Source organism: Streptomyces sp. NPDC050485 (genome assembly GCF_044458185.1).
Taxonomy (GTDB): domain Bacteria; phylum Actinomycetota; class Actinomycetes; order Streptomycetales; family Streptomycetaceae; genus Streptomyces.
This window is the reverse complement of record NZ_JBITHR010000058.1, coordinates 1-17,169: the sequence shown is the minus strand read 5'-3', so window position 1 is coordinate 17,169 and position 17,169 is coordinate 1. Positions and strand designations below refer to the sequence as shown.

General features: G+C 67.9%; 15 protein-coding genes and 4 pseudogenes. 7 read left to right on the top strand and 12 right to left on the bottom strand.

What is annotated here, in order from left to right:
* Positions 1 to 187: 187 nt before the first annotated feature.
* The 3 genes and pseudogenes from ACIBK6_RS41740 to ACIBK6_RS41730 all read right to left on the bottom strand — a co-directional run.
* Positions 188 to 451, bottom strand: a complete 264-nt coding sequence (locus tag ACIBK6_RS41740) for a hypothetical protein (RefSeq protein ID WP_399058622.1) — start codon at positions 449 to 451, stop codon at positions 188 to 190.
* 68 nt (positions 452 to 519) lie between these two features.
* Positions 520 to 756: a hypothetical protein gene (locus tag ACIBK6_RS41735; protein ID WP_399058626.1), complete on the bottom strand. Its 237-nt coding sequence runs from the start codon at positions 754 to 756 to the stop codon at positions 520 to 522.
* A gap of 414 nt (positions 757 to 1,170) precedes the next feature.
* A pseudogene (locus ACIBK6_RS41730) lies at positions 1,171 to 1,251 on the bottom strand (hypothetical protein); the annotation flags it as partial.
* Positions 1,252 to 1,361: 110 nt separating this feature from the next.
* On the opposite strand from ACIBK6_RS41730, the pseudogene ACIBK6_RS41725 reads away from it, so the two are divergent.
* Positions 1,362 to 1,472 (top strand): annotated as a pseudogene (locus tag ACIBK6_RS41725) (peptidase inhibitor); the annotation flags it as partial.
* Between the two features lie 89 nt (positions 1,473 to 1,561).
* On the opposite strand, the gene ACIBK6_RS41720 reads toward ACIBK6_RS41725, so the two are convergent.
* The 4 genes and pseudogenes from ACIBK6_RS41720 to ACIBK6_RS41705 all read right to left on the bottom strand — a co-directional run bounded on the left by ACIBK6_RS41720 (position 1,562) and on the right by ACIBK6_RS41705 (position 4,767).
* Positions 1,562 to 2,005, bottom strand: a complete 444-nt coding sequence (locus ACIBK6_RS41720) for a DUF6294 family protein (protein ID WP_399058621.1) — start codon at positions 2,003 to 2,005, stop codon at positions 1,562 to 1,564.
* 61 nt (positions 2,006 to 2,066) lie between these two features.
* Positions 2,067 to 2,417: a hypothetical protein gene (locus ACIBK6_RS41715; RefSeq protein ID WP_399058619.1), complete on the bottom strand. Its 351-nt coding sequence runs from the start codon at positions 2,415 to 2,417 to the stop codon at positions 2,067 to 2,069.
* A 306-nt stretch (positions 2,418 to 2,723) separates the two neighbouring features.
* A pseudogene (locus tag ACIBK6_RS41710) lies at positions 2,724 to 2,972 on the bottom strand (2'-5' RNA ligase family protein); the annotation flags it as partial.
* Positions 2,973 to 3,012: 40 nt separating this feature from the next.
* Entirely contained in the window at positions 3,013 to 4,767 is a 1,755-nt protein-coding gene (locus tag ACIBK6_RS41705) for a Helicase associated domain protein (protein WP_399058617.1), read from the bottom strand.
* A gap of 496 nt (positions 4,768 to 5,263) precedes the next feature.
* On the opposite strand from ACIBK6_RS41705, the gene ACIBK6_RS41700 reads away from it, so the two are divergent.
* The 4 genes from ACIBK6_RS41700 to ACIBK6_RS41685 all read left to right on the top strand — a co-directional run bounded on the left by ACIBK6_RS41700 (position 5,264) and on the right by ACIBK6_RS41685 (position 9,015).
* On the top strand, positions 5,264 to 5,404 hold the full coding sequence (locus ACIBK6_RS41700; protein ID WP_399058615.1) for a hypothetical protein: 141 nt from the start codon (positions 5,264 to 5,266) through the stop codon (positions 5,402 to 5,404).
* A 166-nt stretch (positions 5,405 to 5,570) separates the two neighbouring features.
* Positions 5,571 to 7,184, top strand: coding sequence for a Mu transposase C-terminal domain-containing protein (locus tag ACIBK6_RS41695; protein ID WP_399058624.1), 1,614 nt, complete (start codon positions 5,571 to 5,573; stop codon positions 7,182 to 7,184).
* On the top strand, positions 7,181 to 7,930 hold the full coding sequence (locus tag ACIBK6_RS41690) for an AAA family ATPase (RefSeq protein ID WP_399058613.1): 750 nt from the start codon (positions 7,181 to 7,183) through the stop codon (positions 7,928 to 7,930). The genes ACIBK6_RS41695 and ACIBK6_RS41690 overlap by 4 nt, the downstream gene beginning before the upstream one ends.
* Positions 7,927 to 9,015 carry a hypothetical protein gene (locus ACIBK6_RS41685; protein ID WP_399058611.1) on the top strand — a complete coding sequence of 363 codons (1,089 nt, stop codon included), beginning with the start codon at positions 7,927 to 7,929 and terminating at the stop codon, positions 9,013 to 9,015. The genes ACIBK6_RS41690 and ACIBK6_RS41685 overlap by 4 nt, the downstream gene beginning before the upstream one ends.
* On the opposite strand, the gene tpg is transcribed toward ACIBK6_RS41685, so the two are convergent.
* From tpg to ACIBK6_RS41670, 3 genes and pseudogenes are all read right to left on the bottom strand, one after another.
* Positions 9,012 to 9,563 carry a telomere-protecting terminal protein Tpg gene (tpg, locus tag ACIBK6_RS41680; protein WP_399058609.1) on the bottom strand — a complete coding sequence of 184 codons (552 nt, stop codon included), beginning with the start codon at positions 9,561 to 9,563 and terminating at the stop codon, positions 9,012 to 9,014. The two genes, ACIBK6_RS41685 and tpg, sit on opposite strands and share 4 nt — an antisense overlap.
* Before the next feature lie 1,168 nt (positions 9,564 to 10,731).
* Positions 10,732 to 11,154 carry a hypothetical protein gene (locus tag ACIBK6_RS41675; RefSeq protein ID WP_399058607.1) on the bottom strand — a complete coding sequence of 141 codons (423 nt, stop codon included), beginning with the start codon at positions 11,152 to 11,154 and terminating at the stop codon, positions 10,732 to 10,734.
* A pseudogene (locus tag ACIBK6_RS41670) lies at positions 11,151 to 11,980 on the bottom strand (IS5 family transposase). The gene ACIBK6_RS41675 and the pseudogene ACIBK6_RS41670 overlap by 4 nt, the downstream one beginning before the upstream one ends.
* 1,049 nt (positions 11,981 to 13,029) lie before the next feature.
* On the opposite strand from ACIBK6_RS41670, the gene ACIBK6_RS41665 reads away from it, so the two are divergent.
* Entirely contained in the window at positions 13,030 to 13,497 is a 468-nt protein-coding gene (locus tag ACIBK6_RS41665) for a hypothetical protein (RefSeq protein WP_399058605.1), read from the top strand.
* Between the two features lie 1,167 nt (positions 13,498 to 14,664).
* On the top strand, positions 14,665 to 15,246 hold the full coding sequence (locus ACIBK6_RS41660; protein ID WP_399058603.1) for a hypothetical protein: 582 nt from the start codon (positions 14,665 to 14,667) through the stop codon (positions 15,244 to 15,246).
* 183 nt (positions 15,247 to 15,429) lie between these two features.
* Here ACIBK6_RS41660 and ACIBK6_RS41655 read toward each other — a convergent pair whose 3' ends face one another.
* Both ACIBK6_RS41655 and ACIBK6_RS41650 read right to left on the bottom strand, forming a co-directional pair.
* Positions 15,430 to 16,497 carry a transposase gene (locus tag ACIBK6_RS41655; protein ID WP_399058601.1) on the bottom strand — a complete coding sequence of 356 codons (1,068 nt, stop codon included), beginning with the start codon at positions 16,495 to 16,497 and terminating at the stop codon, positions 15,430 to 15,432.
* Positions 16,449 to 16,736: a hypothetical protein gene (locus ACIBK6_RS41650; protein WP_399058599.1), complete on the bottom strand. Its 288-nt coding sequence runs from the start codon at positions 16,734 to 16,736 to the stop codon at positions 16,449 to 16,451. The genes ACIBK6_RS41655 and ACIBK6_RS41650 overlap by 49 nt, the downstream gene beginning before the upstream one ends.
* Positions 16,737 to 17,169: the final 433 nt, after the last annotated feature.

The following is a 17,169-nucleotide window of genomic DNA, read 5'->3' as shown; positions in this document are numbered from 1 at the left end:
CCCGCACCAGCCACTTCGCAGCACTTCGCCCCGCCGAGCTCACGCTCGACGGGGCGAAGTAGAACCAGCCCCCCCCGGATTAACCAACAGCATCCGAGCGGGGGGGGGCGGTAGCGCTGGGGGGCGGTGGCGCGCCGGAGGCCGGTGCCCTATGGCGGGCACCGGCCTCCGGTCCTTGTGCGGGTGCCTAGTCGGACAGATCCAGGGAGAGCCGGATGGCGCGGGAGACGGCTTCCATCTGCTCGTCGGGGACGATCCCGAGGTACGAGCCGGAGGTGAGGAAGGAAACGGTGACCGTGTGGAGCTGGGTGCCGATCACGGTGGCGCCCACGGGCTTGCTGATCGGGGCGGACAACAGGGTGTCGGGGGCGGTTCCTGTGGTGTCGCAGACAGCACCCACGACCGTGAGCGGATACGCGGACATGGCTGCGTCCGCCTCGATGATCAGCAAGGTGTGCTTCAGGCCCCGGGCCGTTGTCGCACTCCATACCTGACCCCGGCGCACCGGCGGGAGCGGGCTCACCGCTCCCCACCGGGAAGGGAATCCAGAGTGTCGAGAGCCAGGACCTGGAGGTCTTCGAGCTGCTCCCGGCCGTGGGTCGTCTGCCACAGCGCGAGGCGGTCGGCGGCGTCGCGCACCGCCTGTCCCTTGAGGGCCTTGGCGGTGTAGGCGGAGACGTTCCCCCCTGCCTCGGTGCGGATCGCGGCCAGTATGTCGGCCGGCAGCGTCACAGTGATGCGCTCAGTCGTTGCCATACCACCTAGCCTACTAGGTCGCTTACTCCCATGCATACTACGCTCTGGTGCCGATGAGCCAGCCCCGGCGGTGCCCGGGGTGCTGGTCTGGCGGGGGGGGGATGGCAGAGGCTGGTAGTGGTGCGAGGGCACGTGCCGATTCAACGGGTACTGCGCAAGGGCCGCCAGGCCGCGTGAAGCCTCCGCGCCGCGCCGGCCCCCGTCGGTACGTCGTAGCGCGGCCCAGCTTCCCCAGCCCGCGGCGGCTTCGACGGAGGTCCATTGGCCGGGTAGGGCGTCGGCGACGTCTTGGCCTGGCAGGTAGAGGGGTCCGTCCTGGCCGAGTTGGTTGATCCACAGCAGTACGCCGTCGGGGGCGAGTGCGCGGGAGGTTTCCTCGGGGAAGAGGAGCATGTCGATGGCGGCGATCACTGCTGCTGACCCGTCGGCGATGGGCAGTTTGCTGGCGTCCGCGCGGATGCGGGCCGGTGAGCGTCCGGCGGCGTGGCGGAGCATCTGCTCGGAGAGGTCGATGCTGATCACGGCGGGGAAGGCGGCGGTGACGTCCACGAGGTGAACGGCATCCACCCGCATCGGGGCGTGCCCCGGGCGTACTCCGTTGCGCAGTCCAGTACTACACGCAGACCAACTACCACGCGCGCGTCGGATCCACCCAGGCTGGCCAGGGCGGCAACCTCCAGGGCAACTACCAGATCCGCTCCTTCAAGCCCCAATAGGCCCGCCGGCGCATCCCGCGCCCAGCACATGAAGAAGCGGCGCTGTGCTCTGCGAAGCACAGCGCCGCCGCTTGATCCAGATGCGGGTCTCAGCACTCGGAGTGCTGGACGACCCTCGCGATGGCGTGGTAGACGCTGGGTTCGAAGGTGCCCTGCACCGTGTAGTCGTGGTGCTTGCTCGGCCACATGGTCGGGCTGTTGTACGTGCCGGTGGTGTACATCGTCTGGCCCGACGCGTTGTTCAGCTTGAACCGGGAGTGCCAGATGTCGCCGCTGAGGGTGAAGGTCGTCCAGGTCGTGGCGCTGAAGGTGAGTTTGCCGTCGGAGTAGAGCTGAAGGTGCCCGCCCGTCTGATGGCAGTCGCCGACGTTCAGGTCGCCCCAGGTGAACCACTTGTAGTCGGCTGCCACCCCCGAACGGACCGCACTCCCATGGGAATCGGCCGAAGCCGTCGCGGGGTTCAGGACGAGGACGGTGGCACCGATGGCGACCGCGGACACGAGGACTCTGCTCGCCCGCCGCAGAACGTTCATGGTGGAACTCCCTTGCTGTGAAGGTGACGCGGAGTGCTTGATCGCCTGATCGGGCAACGGGCTAGCCGGAACCGAATCCCACGCTGCGGGCGGGCAGCGGCGGCGGGCCGGTCTCGTCCCATGTCCCTCCGACGCCCACGATCGCGAGGAGTTGCTGGCAGCCGGTGTCCGCGTAGACGAACGCGGTGGCGTCGGTGTCGTTGCCCGCGTGAGCCGCACCGCCAGGCAGCTGCAGGCAGAGGCCGTTCGGCGGATTGACGAGCGCGTCGAGTGTTCCGGTGTCGAATCGGATGTACGGGAACTGTCCGTCGGCCGCCTGGGCGCTCGACGGCAGCAGGGCGATCAGGAGAAGAACCCCGCCGACTACCGTTCCCAGCCGCCGAATTGGAGCTGCGCGCCGTGTGGGCGTCACTTTCCGCGTTGCTTTCCGCAGGATTTTTTGTGGCGTAACTCGCCTGTGCATAGGCACCCCCCTCTGGGCCCCTCGATGGTTCCGCAGGAAAAATGCCGCTGACAACCGCTCGAATGGGCGTGTACCGGCCGTCCGGGCGCCCGCCCGCGCCCGTGCGTCGAGCGTGTGCGCTGGGCCGTCCGGGTGAAGACGGGGGCGAGTCGCTCTCCGTTCCCAGGGCCGGGCAGCACGCTCAAATGGCCCAATTACAGGGAGAGTTGGGCGAGGGAGAGAGGGGTCACAGATGCATGTACGCAGTCGCCTCTGTACCTGGTCGGAGTCGCATTCCTCGGTCGCGTATCCGAGCGTGAGGGGCGGGACCTTGGTGGGGTAGCCCGTCGCGTTGGGCCCGCGCACGGTCTGGATCGCGGCGCGGACTGTGGTGTGGAGGTCATTGAGGGGCTCGTCGGGATGGACGTCGGCGATCACGCCGGTTGCGTATGACTCCAGCGAACCGATCATGATGTCGAACGGCGGGGTGGCCGCGAGCCGCTTCGTCAGCTCGTCTGCGAGAGCTTCGCGTTCGGCGGGTCCGCAGCCCCACTCACCGCGCCGCCTACACCCAGTCCACGCCGAGCTCGGCGAGCTGTCCGAGCTGCTCGGCGCTCAGTTTGTCGCGTCGGCTCTTGGTGTTGGAGATCCACACGCCGAGCTTCACGACTACCGGCGCGGGCTCGCCCTCCACCGGGATCTCCTCCGCGTGGGCCCTGGGGACGCGGATGTGGCCCTCGCGGGCGACGTACTGGGCGAGGGCCCGCACACCCCGCTGGAAGGCCGCTGATGGCTTCCCTTGCACCTTCCCGGCACCCCTGGCTGCCGCGGCCGGGGCTGGCTTCTCGGCGGGTGTCACGCCCAGCTCGGACAGTCGCCTCTGTTGCTCTTCGGACAGCTGCGCCCAGACGTTCGCCTGTTGCTGGCGCTTCAGCCATTTCCCGAGGTCGTCGCCTTCGAAGAGCACGCCGGGTTCGATCGCGGGGAGCAGGCCGTCGGCCTCGTCGGTGGCGAGCTGGGCGAGGATGCGGTGGTGGCGTTGCCAGTCCAACGGCCAGGGGCAGTCCCAGTCCGGGTCGATGTCGATGAGTTGCTTCGCCCGCTGATCCGCCCGTTTCTCGTCCTTGCCGAGACCGCCTTGGCGGCGGAGGTTGGCCATGATCTGGCCGATAGGCACGGGCTCGCCGTTTTCACCGTCGGCGGGCCAGGTGGCGTCCTGGCGGGGTGCGAGATGTCCGTGGGCGTGCCGGTAGGTGGCCAGGGCCCGGAGCTTGGTCTCCCAGGCTTCCTCGCCCGGTTCCCACACCATGCCCTCGCCGTCGAGCTGCTTCTTGCGGCTGGGGTCGAGCTCACCGGCCCGGTGGGCGCGGCGCTGCTGGTGGATCCACCGGCCGACCGGATACGTGCTGGTGGCGCCGAGACGGGTCTCGGCGGTGTACGGGACGGCGCACAGGCCGGTGATGTGGTTCTCCGTACGCCATCGCCGCAGGGCCTGGAACCCTTCGAGCCACACGAGGGATTCCGGCCGGTACACCCGAGTCCGTAGGAACGCCGCGATCGTCGCCGCGTCCCTTGGAGAGGAGAAGTGCAGCAGCGCTGCTTCGGCGGTGGCCTGTGTGTCGTCCTGCTGCTGGTCCTCGCCGTCACCCTCGCTGCCGGCCCCGACAATCCGTCCTTCCTCGTCGCGCCGGATGTGGACCTTGCGCTTCCCGCTGGCGAGGGCGCGGGAGGCGAGTTGCTCGACCAGGCGCTCGTCGTGGGAGCGCAGGCCCTGGAGGACGGCGACGAGCGGCTTGAAGCTCGCGGAGGCGACCATGTCGGTCGGGTCCTCCCCGGGCTCCAGGAACACCGGCACGATGATGCGCGCGATCTTCGTGCTGCCGTCCCGGTTGGGCCGGAGCGCGCGGCCGATGTTCTGCACGATCTCCACCTGTGAGCCGCGGGTGTCGGCGAAGCAGACGGCTTCCACGCCGCGTTCGCCGGTGATGTCGACGCCTTCCCCGAGCACGCGACAGCTCGCGAGGAATGCCCGGTGGACCCGGCGGTTGTTGGCGTCGATGCCGCCTGCGAACTGCCGCAGGACCTCGCGCCGTTCGCTGACGAGGTGGTCGCCGCACAGCCATGCGGACCACACTCGGTCCGGGGGCACGTGGCGGCCGGCCTCAAGCTCGTAGAGGCGGGCGTCGATCGATGACCGCGGCAGCCGCTCCGCGGCGGCCAGAACCTGGCTTGGGGCTTCGGTGGCGTAGAGAGCGGCGGCGGTCTTGGGCAGTTTCGCGGCGAATGCTTCGGCTTCCTCGACCCGTTGGTGGAAGGTCATGACGGTGCGCAGGTTGTGGGCTGCCGCGTGTTCCAGGAGCGCGGTCTGCAGAAGCGCCAGGCGCCGACCCCGCAGCGCCTCCTCGGACAGCCCGAGAACGGGTTCGGGGTCACGGATTTCGAGGACGTCGATCTCGAAGGCGGCGAGGATCTCGCGCGTGATCGCCTCGGTGCGATGTGCCGGTTTGGTGTCAGTGGCTGGATGTCAGTGACGCCATGTCAGGTTGGTGTGTCTGTGCTGGTGGTGGCCGGTTTGGGGGATCGGGTCGCTGACACGGGGTGGTGTGTGCGGCGGGCGCGGCTGTCATGGGGTGGTAGACCCCGTCCCGTTCCACTGTCATGGGAACGGCACTTCTGATCCTTCGGTGGCTGCGCGGCGGCATGGTGGCGGTGTCGGTTTCCGTCGGGGGGAAGGATGTGGGGTGGGGGAGTTGGGTGCGTGGGGTGAGGTCACGGCGGGGTTGAGGGTGTCCAGGCCGGTGTTGGTGGCGCGGCTTGTGGAGCTCGATCTCGATGTGGCCGGGGCGTTGGCCGCTTTGACCGCACACCTGCAGAACGCGCTGTTCACCACTGCTGACGCGGCCGTCAACCGGGCTTTGCTGGGGCGGCTGTTACGGAGGGTCGCGCCGCCGTTGTGAACCAAGCGCTCCTGCAAGAGACGGGGAGGGCGATCGCACGCGCCCAGTACCCGGCACGCACACGACGTTCCACCGCGCGAGGAGAACTGACATGGAGGACGGTGACGCCGTCCGTGCAGGCGGTGGTCTGCCCGCGGCGTCGAGGACGGCACTGCGCGGTCCGGCGGTGCGGCGGCTGCTCGCACTGCGGGCGGGGGGAAAGCTGACAACAGGTCATGTACGGCTGGCTGCGGACGCGCTGGGGGTTTCGGAGCGCACGGTGTGGCGGTGGCTGGCCGCCGCCGGGAGCGATGAGACCGCAGTCGCCGGCCCCGGTGCCCGGTCCCGGGCCGGTGCGACGTTCACGATCACGCCTGAAGTCCGTGGGCTGTTGGCGCTGTGGAAGGGGAACGTGCGGGCGGTCCATCGCGAGCTGGCCCGCCGTGCCGCTCGGCAGTCTCCACCTGCAGACGCACCGTCACTGACGACGCTGCACCGCGCGATCCGCCGGGATCTGACGCTGGGGGAGCGGACCGGGCTCGCGGGAGGGGAGCGGGCGGCGCGCAAGCATGACGTGTTCCTGGCCCGGCCGAGGGGCTGGCGCAACCAGGTGTGGGAGACCGACCACATGCAGGCCCCGGTGCTGGTCGACGTCGACGGCACCGCCCGCAGGCCGTGGATCACCTGGTTCACCGACTGCGCGACGAACGCGATCACCGGCGTCGCTGTCACGCCGGTGCATCCCTCGCGGGAGTCGGTGCTGGCCGCTTTGCGCTCCGCGGTCCTGCGTGAGGACCCCTACGGTCCGTTCGGCGGTCTCCCGGAGAAGGTACGCGTGGATCGGGGCAAGGACTTTCTGTCCAGGACGGTGACGGCTGCGTTTGACGTCCTGGACGTGAAGGTGGAGGACCTTCCTGCGTACACCCCCCACCTCAAGGGCACGGTCGAGGGCCTGAACCGGGCGGTGGAGGCGATGTTCCTGGCCGCGCTGCCCGGCTACGCTCGCCAGCCGCGCCCCGGCAAACGGACGTCCCGCCCGAAGGACGAGGTACTGCTCGGTTTCGAGGACTTCACCGCCCGGCTGCTGGCCTGGAGGCTCTGGTGGAACACCGACCACTGCCCCGCCCCCTTGCGGGGCAGGACCCCGCTTCAGGCGTGGCAGGACGATCCCACCCCGCTGCGGGACGTGTCGGCCGAGGATCTGTGGACGTTCACCCTGGAAGACGCCGGTACCTGCATGCTGACCACCGGCGGAGTCCGCTTCAGGAAACGTGACTACGTGGGACCGTGGATGACCGGCCAGGCCGGGATCCGGGTCCGGGTCCGCTTCATGCCGCACCACGACCACCGCATCGAGGTCTACCACGCCGCCACCGGCCGCTACCTCGGTCCCGCTGACCTGGCCGACCAGGCCACCGAGGAACAGATCAGCGCCGTACGGCGAGCACGGGCCGCCCGCAGCCGCCGCCTGAAGAAGGATCTGGAGGCTGCCCAGCGCGAGCGCTACGCCGCCGCCACCCAGGCCGAGGCCCCTCAGCGGCTCGGCGCGCTGACCACCGCGCAGGCCGAGGCTGAACTCGCCCAGGCCACCGACACCGACCTGTCGGATCTGGCGCTGCCGGACCTCATCCCGCCGGCCGCGCCGCCGGCCGGGTGGCGCACCCCTGCTTCCCTGGCCGCGCTGACCACGCCAGGCCGGCCCATCCCGGCCCCGTCCGGCCGTGATTCCGCTTCCGCCCCGGACGGCCCCGACGGGCGGGCCGCACGTCCCACCACTGACGAAGACGGAGACGCCTCGTGACCGCGGCCACCTATCAGTACGTCGACCTGCCCGACGCGTCCATCGTGACCACCCGGGCGCTGCTCACCGCGCGGGAGAACATCGCCGACACGGTCGCCGCGCGGGCGATGATGTGTATCCACGGGGATGCCGGTTTCGGTAAGACCCTCGCTGTCAACACCTGCCTGCACGAGTTGGAGGGCACCCGGGGCGAGGAGGTCTGCCGGGTCACGTTCCGTGCCCGGCCCACCGCCCGCGCCGTACGCTACGAGCTCTTCGACGTCCTGAGCCTGCCGGGGGAGCCGCCCCGTCATCCCAGCGAGTTCGATCGCCTCCTGAAGACCGCGCTGGCCGAGCGGCCCCGAACGTTCTTGGTGGACGAGGCGCAGTGGCTCAACGGGGAGGCGTTTGAGTACTTCCGCTACCTGTGGGACGAGCCCGCAACCCAGATCGCGATCGTCTTCGTCGGCGGCGCCGGCGCCCACACGGTGCTGCGCCGCGAGCCGATGCTCTCCTCCCGGATCTTCATCTGGCAGCAGTTCACCCGCCTCACCCCCGCCGAAGTCCTCGAAGTCGTCCCGCTCTTCCACCCCATCTGGGAAGACGCCGACCCCGCCGACATCACCTTCACCGACGAACAGGCCGCACACGGCAACTTCCGGGCCTGGGCCCAACTCACCGCCCACACCCGCACCGCACTCGAACGCACTGGCCGCCCACGCCAGGACCGCGACCTGCTGCGCTGGGCCTTCAGCCGCCTGGCATGACCCCACCCACCGCCCAGCCGAGCCTGGCGCTCGTCCTCGACTCCGGGGACGACGCCGCCTTCACGCACAGCGCCCTGGCCGCGCACGCCCCGCTGGCCGGCCGCATCACACTCCACCCCGGCCCGGGCACGACCGGCGATACCGCTCTGGCCCACGACCTGCTGCTTGCTCTGGGCAAACCGGCCCACATCCCGGGCCGCTTTCCGCACGGCCGTCCGCCGCTGTGGGAGGCTGCCGCGGCGTGGACGACCGCTCTGGCTATCACCCGCATGACCGTTCTGCGTGCCCACCTCCTCAACGAGCGCCGCGTGCACCGCATCCTGGACCTGTGGCGGCAGACCGGCATTCACCTCACCCTGGTCGTTCACCGTCCCCGCCTGACCGCCGCCCTCGACCGCGCCCTGGCCGACACCGGGCACACAACCGTCCGCACGCTCACCGAAGCCCATGCCCTCTACCGAGGCGGCGACGCCCCCGACGACACGCCACCGCTGGAGGCTCCCGCGGCGTCGGCCGCCTGGCGGTGGATCACCCTCGAATCCCTGGACCGTCTGGTCTCCTACGACAGCCCCTGGCCCTGCACCGCTGCCTGCGCCCCGCAGCCGATTGTCTATCAGCAACGCCCAGCCCCTCTGCCTCCGACGCCCGCCGAGTCCGCCCTGCTGGCCGACCGTCTGCACGCCGCGGCAGCTCACCCGGCCCGCGCCGCGGCCCTCGCGGCAGCCATCGCCGTCGGCGCCTCGTTCCAACAGCTCGCCACAGCCCATGCGGATGGCTTCCACCCCGCCGACGGCACCCTCACCCTGCACGACCGCGCTCGTTACACCGACGGCTGCGCGATCTACCCCGTACCGGCCTGGGCCACCGTCTTCCTCCACGCCGCTGCCCGGTTCGCCCACCTGACCGACGCGCACTACCTGCTCGCCGCTCCCACCGACCGCCCCGCCCTCGTACGCCTGGCCGAAACCATCAAGATCCGCCCACCCCAGCCCCCTCCCGGCCAGCCAGGCACGCGGCGCGGCCCGGTGGTCTGGGACTGGCGAGAGAAACAGGAGGCGCTGCGCTACGAACACCCTGTCCGCTAGGCGAGCCCGAACTCGATGAAGTCGACCTCGCCGAACTCCACCCTGAGCCCGTCCGCCCGCCGGCCCATCTGACGGAAGTAGACATGGCCCAACGCCCGGGCCAGGATCACCTGGTGCTGCCCGTCGGAGGCCCCGGCCTCCCAGGCCGAGAACAGCTCCCGGGCCACCTCCCCAGGCAACGGCACCGTCAGCAGCCGATGACGGGGATCGTCGGTGCTTCCAACGCTGGCCGTAAATCCGAACCGAGCCCGGGTGTGCACCACCAGCCCCTGTGCCTCAGCCGCGGCCCGGCGCCGCGCCCGCACCACCGGCTGCCACCTGCCCCGCACCCGCGCCTCGATCAGCGCCGCGTGGCGGCCGGACGGTTTGGCCCGGGCCGACACCTTCCGTGCGGTCCACCGCTGAACCGTCCGCCGTGAGACCCCCAACTCCTGCGCCACCACCTGCTTGGAGCCCTTCGCCCACCGCAGCAGCGCACGCAGCTGCTTGTCGCTGGTCTCCGGCACCGGCTGGGTGAACAGCAGTTGCTCCAGCCCCGACCTGATCACTGTGACCCTCCGCCTGCCGACCTGCCGTCGCATCGGGTCTCTCACACATCGTGGCGCCGGACAGCCGGAATGCCGGTTCTCCGCCACCAGGTACCCAAGTGAGGTAGAGACGCTGTGAATGCATGGGAACGTCCGAGCTACTCGGGTCGCTACCGCCTGCCATGGCGCCCGAAGAGGCTTGAGAGGGTGGGGACTTGGGTGAGCGGGGGCGGCGGGGACGGGGCCGTGGGGACTTGGGGGTGCGCGGTCACGGCGCTGCCCGCGCGGCGAGGTGGACTGGCGGGGAACCGTTCTCGCAGGCCAACGCCGTGGCTAACTATGGTGGCGGGGAGGGCCCGGAGCACCACGACCGGGAGGGTGCGCCGGTATTCGCGCCGGAGAACGGTGCCGGTGTCAACTACGGTCAGGACCACGGCCCGGACGGCGAAGGTCAGTAAAGAAATACCGAGAGCTCGGTGCGCGCGTTTCGGGGAGCTGCGGTCGTAACCGCAGTGGTCGCCTCGCTGCCCAGGCCCGCCGCCTCGAACACCGCCTCAGCGAAGCCCCGGGCGAGCAGGTCTGGCACGAGTCCGGCGTCAGCGGCCTCGACGACACCCAACAGCTCCGAGCCCGGATCACCACCCTCGAACAGCAGGTTGTCACCCCGGTCCTGGAACTCAAGCTCCAGGACCAGGGTTACGACCTCACCGTCGCCCGCGCCGCCAACCGCGAGCTGATGGCTCAGTTCAACCGCGGATGCGACGCAGCCTAGCGACCCGAGTGAACCCGCGGGTCAGCGGCCCCTTGAGTGATGGTGAGGTTCCTGGCATCACGCCCAGTAGGCTTGCCACCTCAAGCGCCTACCAGTAACCCTCTAGCGTTCTCCCCAGACGACGCCGTGAACGTTGCCGGCACCTCGCGGGATCAAGTTCCCGGCGGAGCTTGAGCAGGTAGCCAGCGGCGCTCTTTCGCTGTTCTGCGGCGTCATGGCGTGCTGTTCGGGCGGTGGAAAAAAGCTGAAGAGTGATTGCGCCGCCGGCCCCAACCACCGGGGACAGGTGAGCGGCCTGAGCGGCAAGCGCTGCGACTGCCGGGAGTTCCAAGGACCTTAGAGTGCGGAACGTGAGTAGTTGTCCGTTTCGGGGTTGGGTTTGGGTGAGGGCTGCTGGTCACCGGGGCGTGATGAGGCTCAAGTGCCGGGCTGGGCGAACAGGCCGGGTTCGGGTTCGGTGAGGATGCCCCTGGTGACCAGGCGTTTCAGCTTGGAGCGGATGCCTTCGGTGTGCTTCGGGACGATGGGCAGGTCGAGGGCCTGGCAGAGATCGCGGGCCCGCAGCGGCGTCGCGGTATCGGCGAAGACGGCGAGGAGCTGCTGGTAGGCCGGGTGGTCCGGCACGTCGGGCACCGGCGGTTCGTCGGCGGGGGCCGGTGCGGGGATGGCGAGGAGGGTCTTGCGGGTGATGCGCAAGTTCTCGCTCTCCGCGTCGAGTTCGCCGAGACGGCCGGTGAGTTCCCCGATGCGGGAGCGGATCTCTCCCGCCTGCTTGCCGAGTTCGGCCTCCCGGGCCTCGACGTACTCCAGGACGGCCCTGATCTGCGGGTTGCCGCTCACGCTGTCCTCCAGGAGGCAAGGGTGGCGCCGGTGAGCCGGCGGGCATGACGGAGGTCATCGCCCAGAACACGCGCGAACGTGACGTCGCGAGCCGGTGCTCGTAGTCACGGACCAGACGCCGGTAGAACATCAGGATCCCGTTGGTCTGCTCGATGATCCACCGCTTGGCCTGCGGGACGAAGCCGGTGTCGGCCGGGTTGCGCTCGACGATCTCCACGTCGATGCCGTACTGCTTGCCGTGATCGATCACAGTCTTCTTGAACCCCTGGTCGACCAGGGCCTTTTCGACCCTGCCGGTCTGCGCGGCCACGCCGTCCAGCAAGGGCGTGCCCGCGGCATTGTCGTGCGCGGACGCCGGGAGCACGACGGCCTCGATGACCAGGCCCAACGTGTCCACGGCCAGGCATCGCTTCCTGCCCGGCACCCGTTTCGAGGCATCCTTGCCGGTCGTGGTGGCCGGCACCCCGACGGAGGCGTGGATGCTCTGGGTGTCCATGACGATCAGGCTCGGGTCGGCTAATCGCTTCTTCTTCTCCCGCAGTTGCCACCGCAGCAGGTCGTGCACGGTCTGGTCGGTGCCGTCGTCCCGCCAGAGGTAGAAGTAGTACTTCACCGCGCCGGGCGGAGGCATGTCGTGGGGCAGGAACTCCCACTGGCAGCCGGTGCGGTTCTGGTACAGGATCGCGTTCACGATCTCCCTCATCTCGCATCTGCCCTGGTGACCGCTGACCGAGGGGTGCCGGGCCTTCCAGGCCGCGATCACCGGCTTGGCCAACGCCCACTGCTCGTTGGTGAGATCACTCGGATACGGCTTGCGCATGCTCATGCCACAACCCAAGCGAACCCCGAACGCCCGACCGGCAGCGATACCCCAACGTCACACCGTCGAGCGATGACAAGCCGGACGGAAGATCACGTACCGCACTCTGAGACCGAGCTGATCTCCCTGGAGCTGGACCGCGACTACCCGGACCTGAAGCCGCTGGTGCTGGCCGCATAGGCCGCGCGGGCCCTCCCCCCGCCGGGGGCGGGCCCGCCGCCCCGGCCCGCCCCCTTCAGCACTGCGCGGCGGCGCGGAACATCCTCCAGCGCCGCCGCACCCCGAACCACCGGAGTCACGCGCATGTCCGTCCAGACCTTGATTTTCCCGTCCGAATGGTCGAAATACCGAAATCCGGGGGGCTCCACCCGCGGGAAGAACCGGCCGGCCTCCAGCAGCAGTTCCTCCAACCGATCGCCGAACTCCGCCGCACACTCCTCGGCAGCGGCCTGCGGCGAGACATCCAGCAAGTACAGCAACTCAGCCTGCAGAGACGGCAGTTACTCCCAGCAAAGGTCAGCGACCTACGGCTCCGTCACCGATCTCCGGCTGAAGGGGCCTCTACGACGGCACGAATCCAAGCTTTAGCAAAGGTCAGGCGGGTTCCCCTTTCAAGTGGATTCGAGCCGATTTCACCCGAGAGCACCGAAAGATCAACTAACTGTACGTATTGCACGGCCTATTCCTTCACAGCCCATACAGGGTCTTAGTTCGATCTTGCGCGGACGTGCCCTCGCGGCTACGATCTCCGACATCCGAAAAAAATCGGATTCTGGGTTCCGAGTTATACATTCACCTCCCTGGGCATTCCTTTCAAGTGTTCGGTTTTCCTTGCCGCTTGAAGCATGCCAAAAAAAAAGGGGGGGTGCGTGAATAGCGGGGATGCGGGTAGCGTCTATACCCGGCACATTGGTCTAATCCCTCCGGACGAGACGGCGTCCGGGCGACAGACCTCCGTCGAGCGGCACGACAAGGTCCGGATTTGAAATCGGCGGGGCGATATGCCCACCGCATGTTGACTCGTCGGCCCCCCCGAAGCAATGGATGAGAATGATATGAAGAAGATGAATATAGTCAAGTCGCTTCTGGTTGCGGCGGTGATTCCGACTCTACTTATGGCGACTTCCGGGTCGGCGTCCGCCGGCACCGGGGTGACCTGGAAGAACGGCCAGACTGGTTACTACCTTCTCGCGGACAAAGCTGGAAGCGTTTGGGACAGCGACCTTACCAACGATCAAAACGTGTGGAGTGACATCAGCAACAGCGATGGCAGCTGGAATGAAATGAACGCGTATAACGCCCAGTGCCTGACCGGATATTACCGGCAGGTCTACACCGAGAATTGCAACTATGGAACTGACGGCACGAACTGGTGGGAACGCTGGTACGAGATCTCTACCTCGACGGGGTGGAAGCTTCAGAACAGGGAAACTGGCTACGTCCTGGATGATGACGGACATGGCAATGTCTACGCGAACTCCAACGATGTCGGAAACTCGGACCACAACCAGCGCTGGCACTGATTGATGGGTAGGCGCCGCCCAATACCTGGCACCGTCGGCTAGGTCGGATACCAACGCTTCGCCCCGTCGTCCTGCGACGGGGCGAAGCGCGGTACAGGCTGCTCCGGGGCGCAGCAGGCAAGAGGCGTGTCGGCGGGCCGGGCACGGCTTCCGGCATGCCTTCTGTCGGGCTGCTTGGCCAATGTGACCACGTCCACCGGCTGATGCCGTCCGCGGGGATCCATCCGCCGGCCTCCCATGCCTGTTCCGGAACTTGAGAACGCGGGAGTCGTCGATCCGGCCTGGGCGGTGCCCTGACCGATGCAGCAGCGCGTGGATGCTCAGCCAGTCCGGCTCGGCGGGGCTGCCCCACCGCATCCAGCTCTGCCTTCGGGCAATCTTCGGCCAGTTCCCGTCAGTTCTGGTAGTGAGATAACGACAGCACATGGATGGAATCCGTCCGCACTAATCCTCCGCTAAGCAGCCCCTTTCCGCCGGTGGCCATGAGACCGTCCAGCACTCCCCGCCCGCTTTCCGTACTGACGGGGCAGTTCCGGAACAACGACCATAAGGATGGTTCAGACGCTTGTTTCCGCACCCATCGGAGGAACCTCTCAGGCCTGATGCAGTTCGCGAGCTTTCCTCACCCCCATGACCGACTTGGCGCCTGCGCGAGGAAGTCCATCGAGGCCCCGTCCCATTGCTGGAACGGCAGTAGCACGGCCCCACACACCGAAGACCGCTATTAAATCAACTATCGCCTCGAGTGGGGATATATCAGTGATCCGTAAATCTAGGCCTGTGCAGGTGGCCGGCGTGGTACTGATGACCATTACTGCGATTGGAGGATGCAGTAGTTCTGCGACTTCCGCAGGGGGGAAATCCACCCAAAATTACACCCTCCCCGATATCTCTGGGCCAGAGCCTTCGATTCCATCGCTTATCACGGAACCCAGTGGCGATCCCTCCAAGTCGATCAATTTTCAAGACGGTGGCGCAGTCATCAGACCTGACGGTTCCATAACTCTGCCGCTGGATTTGTATGACTCGGCAGATGATAAGGCAGTGATTGCGCGCGCTGAGACTGCGCTCGCGCAGCAGTGCATGCGAAGCAAGGGGTTGGAGCTTCCCCCGTCTCTTGTGCGGAATCCCGGACCGCAGCCACCCGCGCCATTCGTCCTCTACGGGGTGATCGACATGGGCGGCGCCAAGAGTTTCGGCTATCGGGATCCAGCCAGTTTCGCTGCGTCTACGTCCCAGCCAAAAGGCAGTGAAAAGATCACTCAGGCGGTGTCACAGGCCTACTTTGATAACCCTAAGACGGGTCAGATTGGATGCCAAGGCGAGGCGCATAAAAAGCTCGGCGGCGACGCTGAGCTGGCGCTTTTCGTGCTTCTGCAGGACCTCCGATCAGAGGCGCTCAGCGCCGCTCACAAGGACAGCCGCGTCAAATCGGTGACCTCCAAGTGGAGTGCCTGCATGAAGAGCGCTGGCTTCGACTACCCAGATCCGGCAGCGCCCGCGCACGACCGGAGTCTTCTCGGCCGAGGACTGCCCACTCCGCCAGGAGCGACACTGCCCCCGCCGTCCCCCGCTGAGATCGCCGTGGCCGTCGCGGATGTCACGTGCAAGCGCCAGACTCAGTACTTGCAGACCATCGCGCTGGTCAGCGCTGCGTATCAGCAAGAAATCATCGTGAGGCAGGCTCAGCGACTGCAGGACGCTCAGCACAAGGAGAAGCAGGAAGTGGACGCCGCCAAGAGCGCGTAACAGGATCCTGGCGGGATGCAGGGCCCGGGTCGGGCATTCTCGCCCGCGGCTGACGGGACTCAAGGGACCGAGTTCCCTGCAGAGCCGGCTGAGTGCTTCCGGCCCAAGGGCACTCGGCGAGAAAGCCTGCAGACACCGCCCTGCTGGTCGAAGCGGCAGACAACCGCTCCAACCTGGCGGTTCCTAGCGGTGGTTTGTTAGACGGGGCGGTAGAGGTCGAGAGGTCTGCCGGTGGCGACGGCGTTGAGGAGGGCTTGGAGGTCGGCGGGCGGGGGCTTCGTCGACCACGCTCGCCAGTAGCGTTGCAGCGTGGCCCAAGGCGTCAGCCAGCCACGCACGGCCCGGAGGGCCCGGGGCTAGCAAGCCGGCTGGGACTCCGGTTCTCCCCCTCTCTGTCACCTCTGATGGTGTGTCAGGCTCGGGTGCCGGGGTGGCGGGTATGGGTGTGAGTGGGGCGAACCAGGTGTTCCAGCAGAAGCTGAACGCGCAGTTCACGAGGATCTGGTGGCGGCGGATGGCGGTGTCGGAGCGGACCTGGAAGTCGGCCCAGCCGAGTTCGTCCTTGACCTGTTTGTAGCTCTGCTCGACCCAGTGCCGCAGTCCGTAGATCCGTACCACCTCGGTGAGGCCGGCGGCCGCATGCCGGCTGTGCTGTTCGCGTGGTGAGCCGGGCCGGGGCAGGTTGGTGGCCAGATACCAGGTGGACGTTTCGGGCAGGGTGGCCGGGTCGGTGGTTGCCACCACCAGCCGGACCACGCCGTTGGGGCCCCACCAGCCGAGCTGGGCGTCGGCGGCCCACCAGGTGGCGGTGCGTCCGTCGCGGAAGGTGCGGGTGACCGGATGCCAGTCGCCGGGCTGTTCAGGGCCGTGCCAGGCCAGTTCACGGGCGGCGTCCACGGGCCGGAAGGCATCCTTGTACTGCCAGGTGCCGTGGCCGCGTTTGAGGGCCATCACGAACGGCAGGTGAGCGTCCCACAGTTCGGCACGGAAGCAGGTGTGATCGCCGTAGGCGCAGTCGGCGACGACCGCCCGGAAGGACACACCCGCCTCCGCGGCATGACACGCGAGGGTGGCTCCGATCTGCAGCTTCGTGCGGAAGCCAGGGTCGTTCTTCCCGCCGGGGAAGTGGTGGGCGGGGGTGTAGGGCACCGCGTGCAACGGGTAGTAGACGCGCTCGTCGGCCCAGCAGGTGGTCACCGTGACTACTCCGCGGTCGATCTTCCCGACCGAGCCGAGGTACTGCTTGCCCACATGGTCGACTCCGAGAGGAAGAACTGCAGCCGCTGCACCGCCGCATGCTGGGCACCCACCACCGGCTCGGCCCCGGCCAGGCAGGTCAGGGTCTTGTTCCGGTCCCGCGGCAGCAGCAGGCCGTCCAGATACTCACGAAACCCACGCCGCTGAGCCAGTGTCTCGAAGAGATCATCGAAGCGGGCGGCATAGCCTTCCAACGGACCGGGTGCGGGCGGGCATGGCAGCCGCTTCGTCATCTCAAGCTCCACGGCGGTGAGGTGAGACTCTCACTTCCGGCGTACTACCGCTACAACCCGCCGTCAACAAACCACCGCTAGGCGGTCCGTTCTGTGCAACATCTGTGAGCGGAAAGAGTTACCCACTACCCCCTGCCCGGCACGGTGCCGTAGACCCGTGGTCATAAGGCCCCCGCGGCCGGGACGTTCTACGCAGCGGTTGCGGCCGTCGTCGCAGGTCGCATCACACGCCATCTATGAGTCGACGCATTGGTGGACTGGGCGAGTCGCCCACCGAGAAGGAGGCGATATCGCCGCCACCCTGGAGACGTTGCCGGACGATCACCTCGATCGAGTAGTGAGCCGCCCTGCGTTCCTCGGACAGTGGCGTTGAGGGGTTTCTATGCCGCGGCCTGCAACTCTTCGTACTCGGCGTGCACTTCTGCGGGGGTTC